Source organism: Pseudomonas helleri, from assembly GCF_009600315.1.
GTDB lineage: Bacteria > Pseudomonadota > Gammaproteobacteria > Pseudomonadales > Pseudomonadaceae > Aquipseudomonas > Aquipseudomonas helleri_A.
This window is the reverse complement of record NZ_WIWC01000005.1, coordinates 86,742-109,512: the sequence shown is the minus strand read 5'-3', so window position 1 is coordinate 109,512 and position 22,771 is coordinate 86,742. Positions and strand designations below refer to the sequence as shown.

Sequence of the window (22,771 nt, the reverse complement as noted above, 5' to 3'; positions counted from 1 at the left end):
GTGCAGTGCTCCGTTGATTAAGGATTAAAACTGGAAGTAGAGGAAGCGCGCTTCCTTGTGCAGGTTCATCAGGCAAAGCAGTAGGAGACCCGCCAGAATCACCAGCCATTTGGCGGTAGGTTCCCAGCGCAGAAACGCGATACTAGTGGGTTGCGGTTTTGCCAGCGCCGGTGAATGAATGCCCATGATTTGATGCGAGTTGGGCAGGCACCACACGATAGCGAGCAGCGCCAGAACATGCAGGGTTTCCAGATGACGGCCCGCAAACAGGCGCCAGCTATCTGCCCAGTTGATGTCTGCCGGGTACAGCACAGAGGGCAGGCTGTCGAAACCGCGAAGCCCCAGCATTCCTTCGACCAGATGCACGGCATCCAGTGTATTTTCGGCTCTGAAGAAAGCTTGAGCGAAGATAACGGCGGCAAATGTCAGCAGGACAAAGCCTGCGGTTTTGAGCCGGTTGCTGGTGCGTTCGGCGATCGGCGTGCGGCTCACCACAAAGACCCGCCAGGCGTGGTTGATCGACAGGTACGCCGCGTGCATCAGCCCAAAAATCAGGTACTGAAGACCGGCACCATGCCAGATACCTGCCAGCGCCATGGTGAATGTGGTGGGCAAAATAACCGCTGAAGCGAACCCGCCAAGGGTTGAGACGCCTTGTGTACCCACCGGCAAGTTGTGCTTACTGCGATACCGTGACACGGCCATCGCCACCGGGTAATACAGGTAGGCGGTCAGGTAACGGGTAAGGGTCATGTGCCAGCGTGACCAGAACTCAATGATGCCGCTGGCTTTGTACGGCGAAAAGAAGTTCAGCGGGAAGCGGATGCCGAACATCTTGGCCAGCCCCAACGCCATGTCCGAGTAGCCGGAAAAGTCGAAGTACAGTTGCAGCGCATATGCCAGCCCGGTGCCCCAGGCCGACCAGAACTGCAACTCACCTGGCTGCGCGAAGCCTGCGTCGGCGTAGCCGGCAATGGGGTCGGCCAGCAGCACCTTTTTAGCCAGCCCGATCACAAACAGCATGCCGCCAATGCTGAGGTTCTCGAAGCGAAAGCGGTAGGTTTCAGGCTTGGCGAATTGCGGCATCATCTCTTTGTGATGAAGGATGGGACCGGCAATCAAATGCGGGAAAAACGTCACGAACAGCACATAGCTGAGCAGGCTGCGTTCCTTAACGATGCCGCCCCGGCAGTCCAGCAAAAAGCCGATCTGGGTAAAGGTGAAGAATGAAATACCCAGCGGCAGGATGAGGTCGTCCATGCGCCCGCTGCCAAAGCCCAACTCGCCGGCGAAGTTCACCAGGGTAACGAAGTATTTGTAGTGGAACAGCAGTGCGATGTTGGTGGCCACGCCAAAGGTGGTCACTGCAAGTTGCAGTCTTGGTCGGTTTGCGGTGCTGAGGATGCACAGGCTAACGATGTAGTTGAAGGCGATCGAGCCCATCAGCAACATCACGAATTGCGGGTTCCACCAGCCATAAAACACCAGCGAAGTGATGCACAGCCACACGGCAGCCAGACGCGGGCTGATGGCACTGAACAGGTAGTGAGCGGTCAGCGTGACCGGCAGAAACAGGAATAAAAACAAATAGGAGTTAAAGAGCATGGTCGTCCCGTTGCGCTGGCAAAGTGGCCAGCACGGCGCGTTCTTCGGCGCTTAGCGGCAGGGAAAGGGCCATTTCGGAAAACTCCCAAATGACCAGCTTAAGGCTGGCAGGCCAGGCTTCACGTTTTTTCAGGGAAGCGAGCAACGCGCCGCTGAATTGGCCGCCGTCCATGCTTTGGTTCCAGATCTGTTGGCCCAGTTGCTGACTCAAGCGTTCGCCAAACTCACTGCGACGACCGTTTGAACTGCCCACCAGCAGCACTTGCACCTGCGGTGTTTCGTCCAGCAGGCCACCGCTGCGCACAGGCTCGATGCTGACCGGGCTGGCGTTGTCCAGAGGTGGGCGCCACTGCGGCGCGGCGTGCTCAAGGCCCGCCAGGGTTATCAGGTCGCCCATGCGCGGAACGGCGGGGCTGGGGGGCGAAACATTGAAGGTTTGGCTGCCCTTGCTGCCCAGCAACGTCAGCGCCTGTTTGCCCACCACTTCAGCCGCAGCTTGCGCCCCGACTGCCGTCATATGCACATCCGTGTGGAAAAAGCGCGGTTCTGCACCTTGCGCCAGTGCCGGATACAGGTCGGCATAGGTCACGCCGTCTTGTTGCAGGCGGTCTTGCCACTGTTGCAGGCGCGCCTGCATGACCGGGCTTTGCTGCAGCCCGCACAGTCCTTCGGTCTGGATGCGTGACTTGTCGGGCACGGTCACCACCAGCACTTTCAGGCCTTGACGGTTCAAGTCGCCAATCCAGTGCTGCATGAGTTGAATGCGTGCTTCATACGCGTCGGTAACACCCGGTTGTGGGCGCAAGCCGTCGCGGTAATACAGCCATTGTGGGCAACCCTGAACCACTTGGCTGCCATAATCGCCCAGCAGCCGATAGCGTACGGCGGACGTGACGGTATCGGCCTCATCCTGCAGCGGTAATTGCATCACCTTACCCAGTACCTGACCTGCCGAACCATCCACCCAGGCCGAGGGCTTGAGTTGCCCCGGCTCCAGTTTGGCGTGGTACAGCATCCAGACGCCGACCCCAAACCCGACGGTCAGCAGGGCAATAAGCGCAACGCCACTGCGGCGATGCGAGACCGGTAACTGCTCATTGGCCATCGTTTAACGTCCCAGTGCGCCATGCAAGCGTTGACGCCAGGCGCTGTCGCTCATGTTCGAGGCGTTGTCCCAGAAACCTGTGGCTTGCGGGCCATAGGAATAACTGGGTTCAAACATCTGCCAGACCAGCACTTGCGGCGGGTTTTTTTTGAAGTCGGCCGATTCCAGATACTCCAGCAACATGATCCACGGACCCACGTTGCCAGGTTTCCAGTTCACCGACACAGGGCGGTCGAGGCTGTTGGACAGCTTTTGCGGAAAACCGAAATAAGGCTGAACCATGCTATGGCCGGTCACGTGAACCGGTGCCGGTGCTGAGTCAAGAAGGCCCGCAGCGGCTTCCTGGCGACGGACCACAAAGGTGTCGCGGCCGGTTTGCTTTTGCTGATCGGGTGTCAAAAAGCGTTCGGCAAGGTCGCCAAAACGCCGTTCCTTAAGTTCTTTGCCAAGGACCATGCCGGTGCCCGGGCTGCCTGCAAGGTTGGGCACTTCACGTTTGATCAGCTCGGCGCCGGACACGGCGGTGGCATCCGCTGCGGGCTGAGTCCAGTGCTGATCGGTACGGTAAAACACGTCTGTGCCCGAGTTTCTTAACTGGTTGAGCAGGGCGAAGTCATCGAAGGTGGAAATACCCGCGCCTTTGAGTTTGCTCATGATCAGCTGGTAACGCTGCTTGACTTCAGGGCTGAGTTTTTTGTCCGCCGGCAGCTTGTCCTGATAAAACAAGGTCTTATCAGGCAGCACGACCACTTGCAACTGGATGCCCTTTTTATTCAACTCGGTACGGGCTTCTTTGATCAGCGCGGTTGAATTGTCAATACCTTTGGCATCCACGGCCGTCAGGCTGCCCCAGCCGGGGAACAGCCAGCCATCGCTGCCGCGAATGACCAGAGAGGAGTCGTCAGCCTTGGCGACAGTGCTCATTGACAGCACCAGGGTGGCGCCCAGCAACGGTGTGCCCAGGCGCTTGAAGGTATGGGTTAGCCGAGATGAAAGTGACATGGGTAGCATCCTTTGCTGGCTGGGTTAATAAGAAAAAGTAAGGTTCATAAACAGCCCTTTGGCCCGTTCGGTGGCACCGCCGCCAATCGGGTAGCGGTATTGCATCGACCAGTTCAAGGACGAGCGCGGCGCGTTGTAATGGTCCTCGCGGAACCAGTAACGCACGGCAATACCGGGGCCGACGCCCATTGACCACGAGGTTGAGTCATTGGTCAGGTTCCAGTTGCTGCTGACACCACTCAAATCGATATTGTCGTTATTGCCGAAATTCAAACCAGTGGCCTGATCTTTCTGCCAGATCCAGTCAACGGCGCCGACAATATGTGGAAAGACCACCACATTGGGGCCCAGTGCATCGAAGAGGTAGCTGCGCCCGACACGCACTTCGGAACTGGCAAACAGCTGCTTGCGCTTGAGTTGGCCGTCCGTTTTGGCCAGTTCCCGCGACCGGTTGCCATCGGCATCCGTGTCATAGGCTTTAAAGGTGGCGTCGTTGTCTTCCCAGGCATAACCCAGTTGCGCGTAGCCATCCATGGTGAACCAGCTGTTCTCGTTGCGGCGCAGCTCGGTGCCTTTGTAAAAACCGTAGGTGATGTAAGACAGCCAGCCGCCTGCATCGCTGTCCAGTTGATAGCGGGTCATCATGCCTCTGACGCCATTTATGCGGGCTTTATCGGAATTTACGGCATTTTGTATGTCGCACTGGTCGTTGCTGTCGGCCGGGTAGGCATTGCCCTGACGAGTCGCCGAACCCAGGAAAAATCTGCGCTCCAGACCAAAGGTCAGCCCGGTGTTAGCGAGCATATAGCGAACACCCAGGGAGCCAATGGTGCTCGGGAAACCGGTGACCGAGCTTGAGCTATTGGTATCGATGCCATCAACCGAGTTGCTGGCACCGCTGCACGGATCGACAAAACCATCGGAACGGAACTTGCTGCCTTCGTCATACAAGGTGTTGGTCAGACGGCCATAAACTTCAAGGATGCCGTTCTGATCATTGAATTGCGTCGGCCGCCAGTAGAGTTCGCTGGTGCTGAACACCGAGTCGCCCGCCGTACTCAAGCCAGCGCCGGTGGTATTGGTGGTCGGCTGCGCGCCGCGAAAGCCCAGCGACACGGTCGCGCCCCACTCACGGTCGAGCCCGGCAATGGCGCCGCGGGTGTTGTAGCGTTGTTCATCGTCCAGTTCGAGCTGGTGGGCATCCGCCATGTCGATGGCTTTTTTCAGCTGCTTGACTGCCCCTGGACTGTCCCCCAAGGCCGCTTGTGCGTAAGCCTGATTGAGAATCACGGTGGGCGGAGCCTTGCCGGTGGCCTGCGCTGCACGAAAATCCTGCAGGGCGAGGGCGGGCTGACGGCTCATTTGGCGCACATAACCGCGCTGGATCAACAGGTCGGCATCGTTTGGCGTCACTGCCAGCTGGCGCGACAGGCGCTGCTCGGCTTCGGCCGTTTGCGCGGCAGTGCCCGAGGCCAACGCCGTAGTCAGCAAGCGCTGGTAATCGGCATTGTTGGGGTCTTGCTCGACGGCCAGTCGCGACTGTTTGATCGCTTCTTGATAATCCTGACGCCCATACGCCGCGTAGGCTTCAGTCGCAGGGCCCTGCGGGCCGGTCACTGAGTCGGACGGCAGGAGTTCGCACTGGGTGCCATAGGGCGTGTCGGTGCAGGACTGCGCGGGAGCCGGGTATAACGCGGTGGTCAATCGAGCTGGCGGTTTTTTGCCTTCTTCGAGCTGGGTACGGCGTTTGATGGTCGCCTCATCAGTGGCATCCAGCGCCGCCAGCAGTTGTTCGGCACGGGCCGTGTCACCCGCGGCCAGTGCAGCGTCAACCGCAATCAGGCGCACGTTACGGCGCTGATCATCATCCAGCCAGTCCTGAGCGATGGCCGCGTCAAAGTCACCACGGGCGGCGTCAGTTTTACCTTGAAGCTGACGCAAGTACGCACGCATCACCAGCATCACGGTGTTTTCATCGTTCTGTTGCAGCCCCTCGTCGGCGGCCTGTTCGGCTTCTGCGTACTGGTTGCTTTGTAGCAGGGCGGTTACCAGCAATAGGCGCTGACTGGTGATGTCGGGTGCCAGGTCTACGGCTTCACGGGCCAAGCGGGCGGCTTCGGCAGGTTTATTGGTAATCAACGCTTGATAGGCCTGCTGAGTCGGGCGTACCGCCAGGCTGCGCTTGAGGGTGGCGCGGCGCGCTTCAATGTCGGACTTGTTCGGCGGGTTCAAGGCAATGATTTGTTCGGCCGCCTGAACCGCTTCAGGCCATTTTTCCTGAGCCTGAAGTGCGTCAAGCCAGAGCAGTGCCCAGGCGCCTTGGCTGGTGTCAGCGCGAAAGGCTTGCTCACCGAATTGTTCGGCGGCTGGCATGTCACCGGCGTTATAGGCAGCATAGCCTTTGGTGGCCAGCGGGAAACCTTTGTTATAAGCGGCTGAAGTCCCGGTACCCGTGCCGCCGGCAGTGGCCGGTTTTTGCAAATTCTTGACGGTGTTGCGCAACGTCGGGTCATTAACCCCGCGTTTGATGGCCGCTTCGCCGAATTGCCGCGCTTCGCCCAGACGCCCGAGCTTTTGCAGGGTGTAGATTTTCAGCAAGTTTAGACGGACCACATCGGGCCGCAGCTGCAAGGCGGCGTTGACCTGCTTGAGTGCATCACGGTAGCGACCTGACTCATAGCTCTTGTAGGCCATGTCCGCCTGTTGCCAGGCGGCGCCTTCCAGCGGGGCTTCATTAGCCGCCGCCATGACTGTCGGTGCCAGCAGACCAGTACCACACAACAAGGCTGCAGTGAGCAATAGCAAACGGGAATGAGGAGTCATGTCAGCTCAACTTTTTGCGCAGTGGGGCCTTGGGCCTGGGGGTCGTCATTGTTAGTGTTCTGGAACGAAATCGCTTCATCCAGGGTGTCCTGATCGAGGTAGCCCAGCTCCAACAGGATTTCACCCAAGGGGCGGTGTTCTTTCTCCTGAATCGCCAGCGCTTGCTCAAGTTTGGTGGAGTCGATAGCGCGCCAGGACATCAACAGATCACCCAGACGCTGGCGCTGCTGAATGAGCTGATCGCCGGACGGAAAGTCGTGCATGGTCTTGTCCCATACCAGCCGCTTGCCGGTGATCAGGTGACCCAGGTATTGGCGCCAGGCCCGGGCTGCGGCCATGGCATTGATGAAATTACCAATGATCATCCGCGGAACAGACAGCACGGCGTGTTCCCAGCCATACAGGTTGCCGACAAAGTACATTCGTTGCACAACCCGCAGTCCCAGCAGGACGCTGTTGATCCACATCAATTGAATCAGTCCGCTGCTGGGGCTCAGTGCCGATGGGAACCAGGTGGTCCACCAGCCCATCGAGGTGATCAGAATGATCAACAAAAACTGAGCCAGCAGCACGTAAGCAAGAATGGCGATAAACGACGTCACCAGCCCTTTACGGTCTCGATAGAGCAAGTATTTGTCGGCCAGCGAACCTGCCCAGCCCACCTGGCTCCAGCCTTGCAGGCCGATGCCCAGCGTCCATCGGGCTTTTTGACGGTAGGCGGTGCGAAACGTGTCAGGGAAATACTCGCGTACGCCCAACGGCATGCGCACCGGCACCATTTTCACCGGCCCCAGCCCGAACCAGGAGTTGCGTTTAGCGATGTAGTCGACCGGGAAGGTACCGAAAATCTGCTTCATGCCCCGACGGGCCAACCGCGCACCGATGTCATAGTCTTCGGTCAAGGTGTCGGTGTTGAACGGCTGGTTGTTGGTTTCTGCCGACAATTCCAGCAAGGAACGACGGGAGAAACAGGTGCCTACACCGGCTGAAGGCACTTGGCTGGACATGCTTTCACGCACCACCAGATCCTTGGTATGCCATTCGGCAAACTCATCCATGTAGGTCCCGGCAACCAGCTCATACCATTCGCGCTCAAGGGATGAAACGGGCAGCTGAATGAAGTCGATGCGCGGCAGCAGGTAGTTGAAGTAGTGCAACTCCAGTTGATGGAGCACATCTTCACTGTCGTGCAGGATGACACCCGCATAGGGAACAGGCTGGTGTTCATCGTGTTTGAAAATGGCCTGAATGATCCAGTTCAGGCAGTCCGCCTTGCAGGTGGGGCCATCGTGGGGCACTTCGACGCGAATCAGTTGTTTATAGCGCCGACGCATGCGCTCCACTTCTTCAATGGTGCGTGCGTCGTTGCAGTAGGTGCCCACGAAGATGGAGTAATTTTTGTACTCCAGTGAGCCGACCATGTTTTCGAGCATGGGGGCGATCACGTCATATTCCAGCCACGCCGGAATCATGATCGCCAGGGGTTGCTCAGGCTTGGCCCGCAACTGTTCTGCCGTGAGTTTTTTGCCCTTGTAGCGCTTTTTGACCATAAGCGCACGGTAGACACGTCGTACCCAATACCAGGCATCGATGAACAGGTCATCAATGCTGGACAGCATGATCAGGATGCCGACGACCACTGTCGCAATCTCTAGGTAGTGATAGTAGTCAGCCAACAGATAGGGCCAGTAGAGCGACGACATGGACTGCTCCCGCTTTTATAGGGTATTGGATTTAGTTCTTTTTATGACGACGTGCCAGCATTGCCAGAACGACCATCAAGACCAGAAACCCACCCAGAAGCGGCAGCCCCCATGACAGGTATTTGCGCCACTGATACATCGGCGACTCATTCAAGCGCAGGGCCTGACTCAGCTCAGGGTCGGAGGTATCAACCCAAGTGAGCGGGCCTTCCTCGCCCAACACCACAGCGTTGCCACGATTGAGTACAAACGGGCCGGGTGTGGTCAGCGCAACGTCGCCCAGTGGGTACCAGATCACCCCTTGCTGGTTGTTGGATTGAGCCACCGAGGCTGCGCTCAGAGGTTGCGGGCCAGTCAGGTCGAGCGTAGTTGTGTCGCCATGGTTGGCTTGCAAGCTTTTGCCATCCTTGACTACGATCAGCGGTTCGGCGCCGTCCACAGGAACGCCCACCGACAGGAACGGTTTGGTGGGTTTGAACGCGGTGCCGTTGTCGGCCAATACCAATTCGGCATTCAAAGGGGAGATCGAGGCTGCGCTGGACAAGCGAATGATCTGGCGCAAAGACTCGGCAGGGTGATCCAGGGCGTCTTTAGGTGCGATGACTTGAGCCGGCCCGGCCAGCAACGGCAGCAAGCCGACGAACGTGCCGTCCGGTTCGGCATCGGAGGTGCGCAGGAAGCTGGTCGGCAGCACGTTTACCGGGTAGCCCTGAGGGATTTCAAAGCAGTTCGGTGATACCGGCTGGCGCTGGAAGCGAACTTTCAGCACGTTAGTGACGCCCAGAGCATAGCCAGGTACGCGTGCGACGATCTGTTCAGACTCACCATTGGCTTTCAATTGCTTGGCGCCCAGCAGCGTATCGTTCCACAGTACGGTGGCGACAGGACGAGTGCTTGAGGCACCGGGAGCCGCTGCCACGTCAATCACTACTTCGCCGGGCATGCGCCCATCAACCGCGACGGCGCTCAGCGGGAACACGGCGGTCCAGTCGCCTCGGCTGACCACATCGAACGCGCCGATCGAACCGCCCAGTCTGGCGATACGAACGGTCTGATTGGGCCCCATGCTGTGGTCGGACAGTTGAGTGATGGTGACCTGAGGCGAGACCAGCACGTCACGCCATTGCGACTCGAATAAACCACCCGCTTTGGCGCCCGCATCCGGTGCCACGCTGATGACATTTTTGTAGCCTAGATTGGCCAGTAGCACTTGCTGGCTGCCCGGCACTTTCTGGCTCAGCGTGGCGTGATTGGCGCGCCATTGCTGCAGCTCTTTGGCGGCGTCGCTGTCGGTTTGCAATTGCGCTTGCAATGCATCCAATGCGGTATTTATTTGACCGATCTACGCCGTGTCAGCAATGGCCAAATCGGCCTGGGTTGCCGGGGCACCCAACACCAGCAATGCGCCTATTTCAGCGGCATTGCCGAGGGTGTGTTGACCTTTGCCGGCGAGGGCTGAAAATGGTGCAACAGTGGCCAGTGCGTCCGGCACGTTCACGCCGTCCAGAGACACCACATCACCCACGGCCGGGAAAGCGTGAATCTGCGCACGTTTGTCTGCGCGCTCAAGGTTGACGCCCAAGCGCCACGCACTGTCGAAGCTCTGCTGATCGAGCTTGCCCGATGCAATCATGATCACCGGTTTTGCCGGCAAGGTTCGCCAGGCATCGGCCAGAGAGGTCAGCGCTTTGAGCGAATAGCGATAGGTCAGCGCGGTTTCGGGCAACACCGTCAGCGTGTTAGCGCTCTGTTGGGTCGGATCGCAGATTTTCTGGCCGTTGGGCGAGCTCCAGTTGAGGGTGAAATCGACGAAACCCTCATCTCGACGGCGCGCTTCAACGGGTAGCACTTCATTGAGTGTGCCTTCGTGCTCCGTCTTTTTCTGGGCATACACAGGACGGCTGTCCACCGAAATAGTCAGCGCTGCTGGCGGCTCTTCACCCTTGATAAAGGCGCCTTGCAGGTTGATCGATGCCTTGTCCAGCATCACGCCCTTGGGCACGGGCAAAAAGAATGACTGCACGTTATCGGCGTTTTGCAGTACCACCGGGTTGGTAATACCGACATCCGCCAGAGAAATGCTGCGTTCGACCCAGTCATTTTGCGACAGCGCATGCAGGGCTTCGCTGCCAGGCGATGCCATGGCGTAAAGAGGAATGGCCAAAGGTGTGGCGAGCACAACCTGTGTGATTACAGTGAGGTACTGCCTGGATTTCTTGAAATTATTCATGCGTAGTTATCGGCCACATCTAAAAGTTAGAGGTCACAACTGCACGGTGAAGCCCGGACCACAGGGTGTGTCAGGGCGATAACAGAGCACAGTCGTCGTACAAGAACTCATTGACGGTACCCAGCTTCAGGTAAACGCTGACCGACGGGTCATTGACATGATCCGACATGAGCTCAAACAAAAAAGGACGTTAAAGTCTGGTAATCACCTGAAGAATCTCCGTGTTTACGCTTTGGATCCATCCCGTAAAGGCATGAACAGAGTGTGGTTTCTAAATGCTACCTGTCAATATTCTGAATAAAATTTATATTTTTGTATCGTTCATGAACATTTAGCCATTTTTTTGACGCTAAAACGCCGAGTCGCTGGCTGACTCAGTGTTTTAGCGTGGGTGTGCACTCTTTAATGGCATAAACAAAAGCCGAGCTTGTGCTTTGGCTATATGCAGCGTTTTACCGCGCGACCGCGTAGGTCACAGATACATCGAAAGTGCATGAGGCGTATTTAGCAGGGTGGATTGAATGCGTGGAATTCACGCCCGGTCAACGCGGCAATGATTCGTTCGCTGGCATGCCCGTCGCCATACGGGTTAACACTGCGTGCCACCCGTTGGTAATGATCGGGATCATCCAGAAACGCTTTCACAGCGCTGACAATGCGTAAAGGTTGTGTACCCACCAGAGTGACCGTGCCGGCCATCAATGCTTCTGGCCGCTCGGTGGTTTCGCGCATCACCAGCACGGGTTTACCCAAGTGCGGTGCTTCTTCCTGAACGCCGCCCGAGTCGGTGAGAATCAGGTAACTGCTGCGCATGAGCCACACAAAATCCAGGTAATCCACGGGTTCAATGAGGTGGATATTGCCATGTCCGAGAGGCGGGGTAATACCACATCGCGCACCTGAGGGTTCAAATGCACGGGGTATACGATCTGAACGTCTTCGCGTCTGCCGATCATCGCCAGCGCTTCGCAAATTTGCAGAAAGCCATCGCCAAAATTCTCACGGCGATGACCTGTGACCAAAATCAGGCGACGCGTGGGGTCGATCCATGAATAACGAGCGGCTAACGTGGCTTTGAGTTCGGGCGTGTGATCGATTTTGCTCAAGGTCATTTCAAGCGAGTCGATGACCGTGTTACCGGTGACGTAGATTTGCCCGTGAAGGTTCTCTTGCAGCAGATTTGCCCGAGACGTAAGCGTAGGGGCAAATAGCCATTTACCCATGATATCGACAACGCGCCGGTTCATTTCTTCGGGAAAGGGCTGAGTCAGGTCGCCGGTTCGCAGGCCCGCTTCCACGTGGCCAATGGCGATACGGCGATGGAATGCAGTCAGGCAGCATGCGGTGGCTGTTGAAGTATCACCGTGAACCAGTACGCAGTCTGGTTTCACCTCTTCGAGCAACGCATCGAACCGGGTCATGAGCCGTGCAAACAAGCCATTCAATGTTTGCCCCGGCAGCATCACGTCCAGATCGTGATCAGCTTTGATATCAAACAGCTGGAGTACTTGATCGAGCATATGTCGATGTTGGCCGGTCGTGCAGACAACGCTTTCAATACCCTCGACCTGAGCCAGTGCGTGGACGAGAGGGGCCATTTTAATGCCTTCAGGGCGAGTACCAAACACCGACAAAACTCTCATATCTCAGTATTCCTGACTGAATGATGGCTTTTTACACACATTATGATAGGTGCCTCTTGCCGCGCTAGCCCTTTAATTGAATGTGATTTGGGGTAAATGTAGTCAATCGAGTGGGTTGCAGAGAGGTTGTGAATCATTTTCTTTACGCGGCAGGTGTGAATATGCGCGTGAGGGTGCAATAGAGAATTATTGACTCTTCGCTCTAGGTATTGGATTTAAAAGGCTTTTTACAGAGTCAGGAGAGAGAGCGGATTTTATTGCGGCTGGCAGTCAGTGCCGTAATCAGCCTTGACTGTCCAATTGTCAGGATTTTTGACGCCATCCAATACGATTGAAATTGTTATAAAAGGTCAGGAAAGTTTTCATAAACAGTGCTGTATTAAACGGCCATTTATTCACTGCATGCTGGCAAAAGCAGCATGCAGTTGCAAAGGGCGTGATCTAGAACGATTGTCCCAACGAGAACTGGAACACTTGGGTTTCGGCATCTTCAGGTTTGCGTACCGGCAGCGCCAGGTTGACGCTCAGAGGCCCCATCGGGCTGTACCACGTCACGCCCACACCCACCGAACTGGCCATCTGGCTGAGGTCGATACCGTCACAGCCAGTCGTAGTGCTCAGGTAGCACTTGCTCGAATACACGCTGCCCACGTCCCAGAACAGCGAGGTGCGCAGGGATTTGTTGTCCTTGATAAAGGGCATCGGGAACAGGTATTCCACGCCGCCGGTAATCATGATGTTACCGCCCAGCGCTTCGGTGTCGCGGTCGGAATAGTATTCCTGGCCCGCGCTTGAGTAGGTGCCAGTGGCCGGGGTGTTACGCGGCCCGAGGGTGCCGCTCTCGAAGCCGCGCACTGACCCTTCGCCGCCAGCAGTGTAGTTTTCGTAGAAAGGTAAACCGTCCGTGGAACCGTAACTGTTGCCGTACCCCAACTTGGTATGCAAGCGCAGCGAGGTCGAAGTACTGACCGGCAGGAAGGTCTGAGCGCTGTAGTCGATCTTGTAAAAACTCAGATCACTGCCCGGCAAGGTCATCATCAGGTTGAGGTTCTGTGAATGACCTCGGGTCGCCAGAATGCCTTTATTCAGGGTCGACTCAGACCAGCCGAGGTTGGCTTTGAAGTTGGTGAACTGCTCACCCTGACGTTCGATAAAGTCATAGATTTCATCGGCGCTGTAGGTACCTGGCTCGATCGTATCGTGCTGCACCGTCAAGCCGAAACTCAACCGCGAGGTTTCATTGACCGGGTAACCCACTGTGGCACCGGCGCCATAGCTGTTGATCGAGTAGTACGACACGCCGTCATCGTAATAATCGTTGTAATCGGTTTTGTTATAGAACGCGTTGTAGCCCAGGCTGACGCCATCCTTGGTGAAGTAGGGGTCGGTAAAGCCGATGTTGTATTTGCTTTGGTATTCAGAGCGCGTCAGGCCAAGGCTGGCGGTGTCACCGGAACCCAGAAAGTTGTTCTGGGTAATGGCGCCGCCGAGTATCAAACCGGCGCTTTGGGCAAAGCCGACACTGGCGGTGATCGAACCTGAGGACTGCTCTTCGACGCTGTAGTTCACGTCCACCTGATCGTCGACACCGGCAACGGCCGGGGTTTCAACGTTGACCTCCTTGAAATAGCCCAACCGCTCAAGACGCGTCTTGGACTGATCGATCAAATAGGTTGAGGCCCAACCGCCTTCCATTTGGCGCATCTCGCGGCGCAGCACTTGATCTTCGGTCTTGGTATTGCCGCGAAAGTTGATGCGGTTGGCATACGCCCGCTTGGCCGGGTCGACGACAAATACCACGTCAACCGTGTGATCCTCATCATTGGGCGTCGGCACGGCGTTGACGTTGGCAAAGGTATAGCCTTCGTTGCCGAGTCGGCGGGTGATCAGCTCCGATGTGGTGGTCATCAACCTGCGGGAAAATACCTGACCTTTTTGTACCAGCAGCAAGGCGTTGACCTGGTCTTCGGGCACTTTCAGGTCACCGCGCAAAGACACGTTGCGTACCGTATATTTCGCGCCTTCATTAATGTTGACGCTGATATAGACCTGTTTTTTGTCCGGTGTGATCGACACCTGAGTGGAGATGATCTCCATGTTGATATAGCCGCGATCCAGATAGTAGGAACGCAGCCGTTCCAGATCACCGGAGAGTTTTTCGCGGGCGTACTTGTCGTCGTTCTTGAAAAAAGACAGCCAATTGGTGGTTTTAAGGGTGAACTGGCTATCCAGTTCGGACTGATCAAAGACCGTATTGCCCACTACATTGATGTGCTTGATGGCCGCCACTTCACCTTCGTCGATCTTGATCTTTAAACCGACGCGGTTACGCGGTTGTGCCACGACCTCGGTATCCACCGAAGCGGAGTAACGTCCTTGAGCCACGTATTGGCGCAGCAGTTCATTGCGAACACCTTCCAGGGTGGCCTGCTGGAACACTTCGCCTTCAGCCAGGCCCGACTGTTTGAGGCCCTTCATCAAGTCTTCGGTGGAAATGGCCTTGTTGCCCTCAATGTCGATACTGGCGATGGAGGGTCGTTCGACGACAGTAACCACCAGCACGTCGCCCTCACGTCCCAGCTGAATGTCCTGAAAGAAACCGGTCTTGAACAGGGCCCGCGTGGACTCCACCAACCGTTTGTCATCGGCTTGTTCGCCGACGTTCAACGGTAAGGCGCCGAACACACTGCCCGCGGAAACCCGCTGCAGGCCGTTGATGCGAATATCGGCAATCTTGAAGACTTGAGCGTGGGCAAGGGTGGCATTGAGCAACAGGGCCACCGAGCAGAGCAGGCGCGGAAAATTCATTTAGATCGTTTATCCAGGACACATCGACAAGCAGCGTAAGCGGGCGCGGGCAGGCCTCAAAAAGACGGCAGACCGCCTTGCAAACAGGCTGGTGGAGGTCAAGCATAAAAGTTCGGGGCGTATGGTGCGGTTAACCCAGTGTCAAGTTAAGTAAAGGTTGCCCCTGGCCGATGACGCTGAGCGACGCAAGGCCGATAATGCACCACCCACCCCTTCAAGAGTTCGCCATGATTCGTGTATTGCTCGTCGACGATGACCAGGAATTGACTGGATTGCTCAGTGAGTACCTGGTGCGTGAAGGCTTTGAAGCGACAGCCGTTCACACCGGAGAAGAAGGTGAGGTGCAGGCACTTTCCGGACGCTTCAGCATTGTCGTGCTGGATGTGATGTTGCCTCGCCTGTCCGGTATCGAAGTGCTCAGGCGCATCCGTGCACGCAGCCAGGTGCCGGTGGTCTTGCTGACGGCCCGGGGCGATAACATCGACCGTATCACCGGGCTGGAACTGGGCGCCGATGACTACGTGCCCAAACCCAGCTCGCCGGGTGAATTGGTGGCGCGCTTGCGGGCCATTATGCGTCGGGTACAACCGGCCACGCAGCCGATCACTGAAGTGATCCGCTCGGGCGCTCTGGTGTTGTGGCCCGGCAAGCGCGAAGCCACGTGGCAAGGGCGCGAGTTGGGTGTTACCAGCACTGAATTCAGCCTGCTCGAAGAGCTGGCCCGCAGCGCCGGGCAAGTGGTCAGCAAACAGGACTTGTCGCTCAATGCGCTGGGCTGCCCATTGACGCGCTACGACCGGCGCATTGATGTGCATATCAGCAGCATTCGACAAAAACTCGGACCACGGTCTGATGCCAAAGCCTGGATTCAGAGCGTTCGCGGGCTCGGTTACTTGTTGATCGCGGAATGATGAAACCCAGTCGGTTGTTCTGGAAACTGTTCCTGGCTTTTTGGCTGGCCACCAGCCTGACGTTTTTTGTCGGTATCGGCGTTATGACGTTAAGTCGATTGGGGCCTGGCAATCCTCATCTCGACACCATTCTGGAAAGCGAAGCCCAGCTCTTGCGCCACTACGGTGTCGAAGCAGGCAAACAACTGCTGGACGTGTGGCACCACCCCGACGACGAAGCGATAGCCGTGTATGACAGCACCGGCCAATTGCTGGCCGGATTGCCCATTGAACACCCGGTCTTCGAGCAAACGGTCATCAGTAAAGAGGGCATGAGCCTGTCGCTGAGGTCGACCCGCGTGCCCGGTAATGGGGGCGGCGGGGAGGGCGGGCCGGGCTTGATGCCGCTCTTGATCGGCACGGTGATGAGTGCCTTGTTCAGCGGCTATATGGCGTTTTATCTGGCCTGGCCGTTGGCTTACTTGCGCCGGGCAATGAGCGATGTGGCACAGGGGCGTTTTGAAACCCGAGTCAAGCCGATCATGGGGCAGCGGCGCGATGAAATTGTCGACCTGGCCGAAGATTGCGACCGCATGGCCAATCAATTGAGATTGTTGGTCGAAGCCCAGCAGCACCTGTTGCACGACATCTCCCACGAACTGCGCTCACCGTTGACGCGCATGCAGGCCGCTATTGGCTTGTTGCATCAGGACCCGTCACGTGTGGACATGGTGGGGCGCATCGAGCGCGAATCAGTGCGCATGGACACCCTGATAGAAGCGCTGCTGACCTTGGCTCGTGTTCAGGGGCGCCCTGAAAGCATTGAGCGTGAACCGGTGGATATCACCGAGTTGCTGGCGCAGATCGTCGAAGATGCGCAGTTTGAAGCGGGAATCAAACACTGTCGCGTCAGTTTGCAAGCGTCTGCGCCCTTCATCAGTCGAGTCAGCGGGGAGTTGTTGTATCGCTGTTTCGAGAATGTCATTCGTAATGCCCTGCGCTATACAGGGACGGGCACTGCGGTGCTGGTGGTGGCCCAGAACAGTCTGGATGGCCGCAACCTGCGGGTGCGCATTACCGATCAGGGGCCAGGGGTGGAGGCCGAACGCTTGATGAGCATTTTTGAGCCGTTTGAGCGCGGAATAAACGAGCCCGGCAGTGGTTTTGGTCTGGGGTTGGCCATTGCCTCCCGAGCGGTGGGAATGCACGGCGGCACCATCAGCGCGAGCAACCAGCCCTCCGGCGGGCTCACCGTAGAAATCAACCTTCCCCGACAAACCCTGTAGATTCAGGTCCCTGACCATGGGCGAAGGCTGCGGGGAGGGCGGCCTTCGTCAAAGCGTTAGTCCGGTAGATCAAACACATCCCACTGTCCGGCTTTACGGTCACTTCAAAACCTTACGCTCCTCGTCATCGGCTGTAGCTAGCGGTGCGTCGCTATCCAGATCAGCAGCGCGGCCTGAAAGACTGCAAAGGCCACCAGACAGGTGATGGTGAAGCGCAAGCCGATGTCTTCGCGCTGGAACTTGCTGATTCTGTCTTCCTTGACACGCAATTTTACTTCTTGCTCCTGCAACGTCTGCTCGGCTTGCTGGAGCATCTGCGCGGCTTCCAGAATTTCCACGAACTGCAATTTTTCATTATTCCAGATGGGGTAGAGGTCGCTGACTTCTACAGCTTTGATGTGGGCTTTGAGGTGCAGGGTGTCTTCGTACACCACGTCAAAGCCTTGGGTGCGCAAGCAGTGGTCACGACGCTGTCGAGTGTCTTCACTCAAGGCGTCCCGGCTCGGCAAGTCCATTTGTTCAAACCTGTAGCGCGAATATTTCTTCTGCGCCCATTGAATGCCCTGCGCCATCAGGAAGCGACCGATACCTCGGTTCAGGGGTTCGATCTGCAAACCGCTCTCGGGGCTGATGCTCACTTGTCGAGTGGCATGGTCCAGCCAGACGTCGAGATGGTTCTGCTCTTTGCGCACTTTCTGATTGGGCAGCAGGATGCTCAAACGCAAAAGGCTGAAGTCTTTGTTGTGACGTTCTGTGTAGCCGAACTGCACGAAGCGCAAGGGCCGAGCACCCGTGCTGCGATCCGTTGGCAGAGGTGCCAGGCGCAGCATTTTGAAATGCTCGGGTTGCACGTCCGCCCAAGGACGCGTGATCGCCTCGGGCGTGGCTGGCTCTTCAGTGCCTGCGGGTGGTGTTGGGGTGTCGCTCATAACGGCAAAATCCTGTGCAAGCCCGGTATGTCGGGCAAGCAAAGGCCGCCGACACCGGCTTATCGGCCGTTATGCGCAGGACTGGAGGGTTTGCCTGCATTCACTTTAGTGATGAAGCGCACAGTTCTATCGCCCAATTCACCCGCGAGTCGCTGATTGGGGTCGTTGTAGGACTGAACCTGACGCTTCATGTCCATAGGGACAATGCGCATTACGTGGTTCATGCCGTTGATCAACGTCAGTACGGCATCTGGCTTGGCGGTCTTGAGCAGGTGGGCATCTTTGACATCAACCTGAATGTCGTGAGTACCCTGAATAATCAGCGCCGGCATTTTCAGTGCGGCAAATGCGGTGGCCGGATTGTAGTGCAGCAGGCTGATCAGGTAGGGCTGCACGCTGGGACGGAACACGGCTTCGAGGTCTTTGGGCACATTGTCGTCGGTGCGACCGGCTTCCAGCGAGCTGATCAGCTCAAAGCTCCGTTTTAGCTGGGCGGGCGGCAAATGATTGCGCTGCAATTGCTCACGCAACAATGCGCCGACCGGACGTCCTGTGCCAGCTATCGAGATGACCCCGGCAGCACCCATACGAGGGGCGGCGAGGCTGGCAATCAAGGCGCCTTCGCTGTGGCCCAATACAAATACCTTACCGAATCGCGGGTCGGCCTTGAGCTTCTCGCCCCAGGCCACGGCATCGTCAACGTATTTGTCCACGCTCAGTTGGCGTTCGTCCGGGGTCGCGGGCTGGCTTTGCGCAATGCCACGCTTGTCGAACCGCACGCTGGCGATATTGCTTTGGGCCAGACGCCATGCCAGCTTTTTCAGGGCGTCATTGCGTCCGCCAATCGGGTTGTTGCCATCTCGGTCGGTGGGGCCGGACCCAGATAGTATCAACACGACAGGTACCGACTTGTCGCTTTTGGGCAGTACCAGTGAGCCATAGAGGGTGCCGGAGCCAGTGTCCAATTCAATAGGGCGCAGCAGAACATTAGAGGAGGTGGCCGCCAGGGCCTGAGTGCAGAACAGGGTCAGCGTTAAAAAGAATATTCGCAGCATCGTTACGCCATCATTGTCTAATGTGCCGGTTCTACAAACCCGGATGAGTAAGGTTGGAGGATGAACTAGTAGTTCAGCCTGCGTATACTGGCGCGCATAGTAAACGAGGTTGAATCTAATCAACTGTTTTTCGCGGAGCTCCCTGCATGTCCGGCAATACCTACGGCAAGCTGTTCACTGTCACCACCGCAGGCGAAAGCCATGGCCCGGCGTTGGTCGCCATTGTTGATGGCTGCCCGCCCGGGCTTGAGCTGTCCCTTGAAGACTTGCAGCGTGATCTTGACCGCCGCAAGCCCGGCACCAGCCGTCACACCACGCAGCGCCAGGAACCGGACGAAGTCGAGATCCTTTCCGGCGTGTTCGAAGGGCGTACCACCGGCTGCGCCATTGGCCTGCTGATTCGCAACACGGATCAGAAGTCCAAGGATTACTCGGCGATCAAGGATCTGTTTCGCCCCGCCCATGCCGATTACACCTACCACCATAAATACGGTGAGCGTGATTATCGCGGTGGCGGGCGCAGTTCTGCACGTGAAACTGCCATGCGGGTGGCGGCGGGTGCTATCGCCAAGAAATATCTGGCGACTCAGGGCATTGTGATTCGTGGCTATATGAGTCAACTGGGTCCCATTGAAATCCCGTTCAAGACCTGGGATTCGGTCGAGCAAAACGCTTTTTTCAGCCCAGACCCGGACAAAGTGCCTGAGCTTGAGGCGTATATGGATCAGCTGCGTCGCGATCAGGACTCGGTGGGCGCAAAAATCACGGTGGTGGCTGAAGGTGTCATTCCAGGTTTGGGTGAGCCGATTTTTGATCGTCTGGACGCCGAACTGGCCCACGCCTTGATGAGCATCAATGCGGTCAAGGGCATCGAAATAGGCGCAGGTTTCGCCAGTGTTGCCCAGCGCGGCACCGAGCACCGCGACGAGCTGACGCCTGAGGGTTTTGTGAGCAACAACGCAGGCGGCATTTTGGGCGGTATTTCGTCCGGTCAGCCGATTGTTGCGCATCTTGCGTTGAAGCCGACCTCAAGCATCACCACGCCGGGTCGCTCGATTGATGTTCATGGCAACCCGGTCGACGTGATCACCAAAGGTCGCCATGACCCCTGTGTCGGCATTCGCGCCACGCCCATTGCCGAAGCCATGATGGCCATCGTGCTCATGGATCACCTGCTGCGCCATCGCGGGCAGAATGCTGATGTGCGCGTGAGTACGCCTGTGCTGGGTCAGTTGTAATGCAGGGGTGTTTGGGTGCTGTGGTCTGACGACCGTGGCACCACTTCCTTACTGGCGGTTGTCAGGCTTCTACCTTTTCTACTTTGCCTTGCTGGGTGCTACAGCGCCGTACCTGGCGCTGTACTTCCACCATCTCGGCTTTTCCAGCGCAAGAATAGGCGAGCTGGTGGCTATCCCGATGTTGATGCGCTGTGTGGCGCCTAATCTTTGGGGCTGGCTGGGCGACTACACGGGGCGACGCCTGCTGATTGTTCGGCTCGGTGCACTGTGCACCTTACTCAGTTTCAGCCTGATTCTTGTCAGCAAGAGCTATGGGTGGCTGGCCCTGGTCATGGCCCTGCATGCGTTCTTCTGGCATGCGGTACTGCCGCAGTTTGAAGTCATCACCTTTGCCCATTTGCGTCAGCAGCCTGAGCGTTACAGTCAGATCCGACTGTGGGGCTCGATTGGTTTCATTCTGGCCGTGGTGATTCTTGGGCGCCTGTTTGAGTGGCTGGATCTGGATATTTATCCGGCTGCCGTGCTCGTCATCATGGCAGGCATTGTCCTGTGCAGCTTGTGGGTGCCTGGCGCGCAGCCCTCAAGCCAAGGGCGTAATGCGCTGGTCGGCGGTTTTATACAGCAGTTGCGCAGTCCCGGAGTGCTGGCGTTTTATGCCTGTGTGGCGTTGATGCAGATGAGCCACGGGCCGTATTACACCTTCCTGACCTTGCACCTTGAAGACCTCGGCTACAGCCGGGGTGTGATTGGCCTGCTGTGGGCATTGGGGGTGGTGGCGGAAGTTCTGATGTTTTTGGCCATGCGCCGCATTCTGCTGACCTTCTCGGTCCGCAAAGTGCTGATGGTCAGCTTTGTGCTGGCCGCCTTGCGTTGGCTGATGCTGGGCTCGTTTGCCGAGTACCTGTGGGTATTGTTGCTGGCTCAACTGCTGCATGCGGCCACTTTTGGCAGTTTTCACGCCTGTGCCATGACCTTCGTTCAGCGCAGTTTCGGGCCCGGCCAACAAGGCCAGGGTCAGGCGCTGTATGCCACTCTGGCGGGGATCGGTGGGGCCATAGGCGCGCTGTATGCCGGTTACAGCTGGAATACACTCGGCCCGACTATCACCTTTAGTATGGCAAGCGCCGCAGCACTGGCCGCAGCCGTTATCATCGCAACTCGACTGCAAGAGGACAGGCCATGAGCCTTACCCGTAAAGACTTGAGCCTGGAAATCATTGAAGCCGGGCGTTTTTTATATGGTCGCGGCTGGTCGCCTGCCACCAGCAGCAATTATTCAGCCCGACTTTCGGCAACCGAGGCGTTATTAACAGTTTCGGGCAAACATAAAGGCCAGTTGGGCCTGGATGATGTTCTGGCGACCGATTTGTCGGGTAATAGTCTTGAGCCCGGCAAAAAACCTTCTGCCGAAACCTTGCTGCATACCCAGCTTTACCTCTGGCGGCCTGAAATCGGTGCGGTGTTGCACACGCACTCGGTCAATGCGACCGTGCTGTCGCGGCTTACGCCGGGTGACAGCATTGAGTTTGAAGACTACGAGCTGCAAAAAGCCTTTAGTGGCGTATCAACCCACGCGTCGAAAGTACGGGTGCCTATTTTTGACAATGATCAGGACATCGAGCGTCTGGCGGCCAAGGTTCAGCCGTGGCTTGAGGCCCACCCTGACTGCGTGGGTTACTTGATTCGCGGGCACGGCCTGTACACCTGGGGGGCGCGCATGAGCGATGCCTTGCGTCAGATCGAGGCCTTCGAGTTCTTGTTTGAATGCGAACTCAAAACCCGCGCCGTGCTTAACCGTTAACGCTGACTTCACCGTGAAGACACTCACCGCCTGAATTCAATGGTTTGCCTGAACGGCCTGTAAAAGCCGAAAGCGCATACCTACGCCGAGGAACCGCATCCATGAGCAGCCTGTCCGTTTATCACATTTCCAGCCCCGAACTCCCAAACAAGGTGTTGACCCACCTTGATGACATTCAGTCCACCCTGGCCGAGCAGGGTGTGCGCTTTGATCGTTGGCGAGCCGCTACGCCGATCCAGCCGGGTGCGACGCAGGAAGAAGTGATCAGTGCTTATCGTCAACAGATTGATCAGTTGATGACTGAGCGCGGCTATATCACCGTGGACGTCATCAGTCTGAACAGTGACCACCCGCAGAAAGCTGAATTGCGCGCCAAGTTTCTTGATGAGCATCGTCATGCTGAGGACGAAGTGCGATTTTTCGTTGCCGGGCGAGGTCTATTTACGCTGCACATTGGCGATTATATCTATGCAGTCCTGTGCGAAAAAAACGACCTGATTTCCGTGCCTGCAGGCACGCCTCACTGGTTTGATATGGGCGAGCATCCCCATTTTGTGGCGATCCGTTTGTTCAATAACCCTGAAGGCTGGGTGGCGAACTTTACGGGTGAAGACATCGCCAGCCGCTTTCCCCGTCTCGAAGATTAAGGAACTC

15 protein-coding genes and 2 pseudogenes are annotated in these 22,771 nt (G+C 57.1%); 6 read left to right on the top strand and 11 right to left on the bottom strand.

Annotated elements, in window-relative coordinates:
- Positions 1–24 precede the first annotated feature (24 nt).
- The 9 genes and pseudogenes from GHN86_RS05080 to bamA form a co-directional block, all read right to left on the bottom strand.
- Positions 25–1,605, bottom strand: coding sequence for an MBOAT family O-acyltransferase (locus GHN86_RS05080; RefSeq protein ID WP_153386187.1), 1,581 nt, complete (start codon positions 1,603–1,605; stop codon positions 25–27).
- A complete protein-coding gene (locus tag GHN86_RS05075; protein ID WP_228384870.1) occupies positions 1,595–2,710 on the bottom strand; it encodes an alginate O-acetyltransferase AlgX-related protein in 1,116 nt (371 codons plus the stop codon). The genes GHN86_RS05080 and GHN86_RS05075 overlap by 11 nt, the downstream gene beginning before the upstream one ends.
- Positions 2,711–2,713: 3 nt before the next feature.
- Positions 2,714–3,712, bottom strand: coding sequence for an alginate O-acetyltransferase AlgX-related protein (locus GHN86_RS05070; RefSeq protein ID WP_194286539.1), 999 nt, complete (start codon positions 3,710–3,712; stop codon positions 2,714–2,716).
- A gap of 24 nt (positions 3,713–3,736) precedes the next feature.
- A complete protein-coding gene (locus GHN86_RS05065) occupies positions 3,737–6,535 on the bottom strand; it encodes an NfrA family protein (RefSeq protein WP_153386183.1) in 2,799 nt (932 codons plus the stop codon).
- A gap of 56 nt (positions 6,536–6,591) precedes the next feature.
- A pseudogene (locus tag GHN86_RS05060) lies at positions 6,592–8,238 on the bottom strand (glycosyl transferase family protein); the annotation flags it as partial.
- A 31-nt stretch (positions 8,239–8,269) separates the two neighbouring features.
- Positions 8,270–9,559: a hypothetical protein gene (locus GHN86_RS05055; RefSeq protein ID WP_153379304.1), complete on the bottom strand. Its 1,290-nt coding sequence runs from the start codon at positions 9,557–9,559 to the stop codon at positions 8,270–8,272.
- Positions 9,560–9,580: 21 nt separating this feature from the next.
- Complete coding sequence (locus GHN86_RS05050; protein WP_153379302.1) at positions 9,581–10,468, bottom strand: hypothetical protein; 888 nt, start codon at positions 10,466–10,468, stop codon at positions 9,581–9,583.
- A 504-nt stretch (positions 10,469–10,972) separates the two neighbouring features.
- A pseudogene (wecB, locus tag GHN86_RS05045) lies at positions 10,973–12,066 on the bottom strand (non-hydrolyzing UDP-N-acetylglucosamine 2-epimerase).
- 486 nt (positions 12,067–12,552) lie between these two features.
- Positions 12,553–14,919: an outer membrane protein assembly factor BamA gene (bamA, locus tag GHN86_RS05040; RefSeq protein ID WP_153379300.1), complete on the bottom strand. Its 2,367-nt coding sequence runs from the start codon at positions 14,917–14,919 to the stop codon at positions 12,553–12,555.
- 227 nt (positions 14,920–15,146) lie between these two features.
- On the opposite strand from bamA, the gene GHN86_RS05035 reads away from it, so the two are divergent.
- Together GHN86_RS05035 and GHN86_RS05030 are read left to right on the top strand one after the other, a co-directional pair.
- The gene (locus GHN86_RS05035) at positions 15,147–15,830 is read left to right on the top strand and encodes a response regulator transcription factor (RefSeq protein ID WP_153379298.1); all 684 of its coding nucleotides are present in this window, start codon (positions 15,147–15,149) and stop codon (positions 15,828–15,830) included.
- Positions 15,827–17,095 carry a HAMP domain-containing sensor histidine kinase gene (locus GHN86_RS05030; RefSeq protein ID WP_153379296.1) on the top strand — a complete coding sequence of 423 codons (1,269 nt, stop codon included), beginning with the start codon at positions 15,827–15,829 and terminating at the stop codon, positions 17,093–17,095. Before GHN86_RS05035 ends, GHN86_RS05030 begins: the two co-directional genes overlap by 4 nt.
- Before the next feature lie 137 nt (positions 17,096–17,232).
- Here the strand turns inward: GHN86_RS05030 and GHN86_RS05025 are convergent, their stop codons facing one another.
- Positions 17,233–18,024: a hypothetical protein gene (locus GHN86_RS05025; protein ID WP_153379294.1), complete on the bottom strand. Its 792-nt coding sequence runs from the start codon at positions 18,022–18,024 to the stop codon at positions 17,233–17,235.
- A 59-nt stretch (positions 18,025–18,083) separates the two neighbouring features.
- Entirely contained in the window at positions 18,084–19,079 is a 996-nt protein-coding gene (locus GHN86_RS05020) for an alpha/beta hydrolase (protein WP_153379292.1), read from the bottom strand.
- 146 nt (positions 19,080–19,225) lie between these two features.
- Between GHN86_RS05020 and aroC the strand changes: the two genes are divergently transcribed.
- From aroC to GHN86_RS05000, 4 genes are all read left to right on the top strand, one after another.
- Complete coding sequence (gene aroC / locus GHN86_RS05015) at positions 19,226–20,317, top strand: chorismate synthase (RefSeq protein ID WP_122782948.1); 1,092 nt, start codon at positions 19,226–19,228, stop codon at positions 20,315–20,317.
- 34 nt (positions 20,318–20,351) lie between these two features.
- Positions 20,352–21,500 carry an MFS transporter gene (locus GHN86_RS05010; protein ID WP_323369353.1) on the top strand — a complete coding sequence of 383 codons (1,149 nt, stop codon included), beginning with the start codon at positions 20,352–20,354 and terminating at the stop codon, positions 21,498–21,500.
- Positions 21,497–22,117, top strand: coding sequence for a methylthioribulose 1-phosphate dehydratase (locus GHN86_RS05005; RefSeq protein ID WP_153379290.1), 621 nt, complete (start codon positions 21,497–21,499; stop codon positions 22,115–22,117). Before GHN86_RS05010 ends, GHN86_RS05005 begins: the two co-directional genes overlap by 4 nt.
- 101 nt (positions 22,118–22,218) lie before the next feature.
- The gene (locus GHN86_RS05000) at positions 22,219–22,764 is read left to right on the top strand and encodes a 1,2-dihydroxy-3-keto-5-methylthiopentene dioxygenase (RefSeq protein ID WP_153379288.1); all 546 of its coding nucleotides are present in this window, start codon (positions 22,219–22,221) and stop codon (positions 22,762–22,764) included.
- Positions 22,765–22,771: the final 7 nt, after the last annotated feature.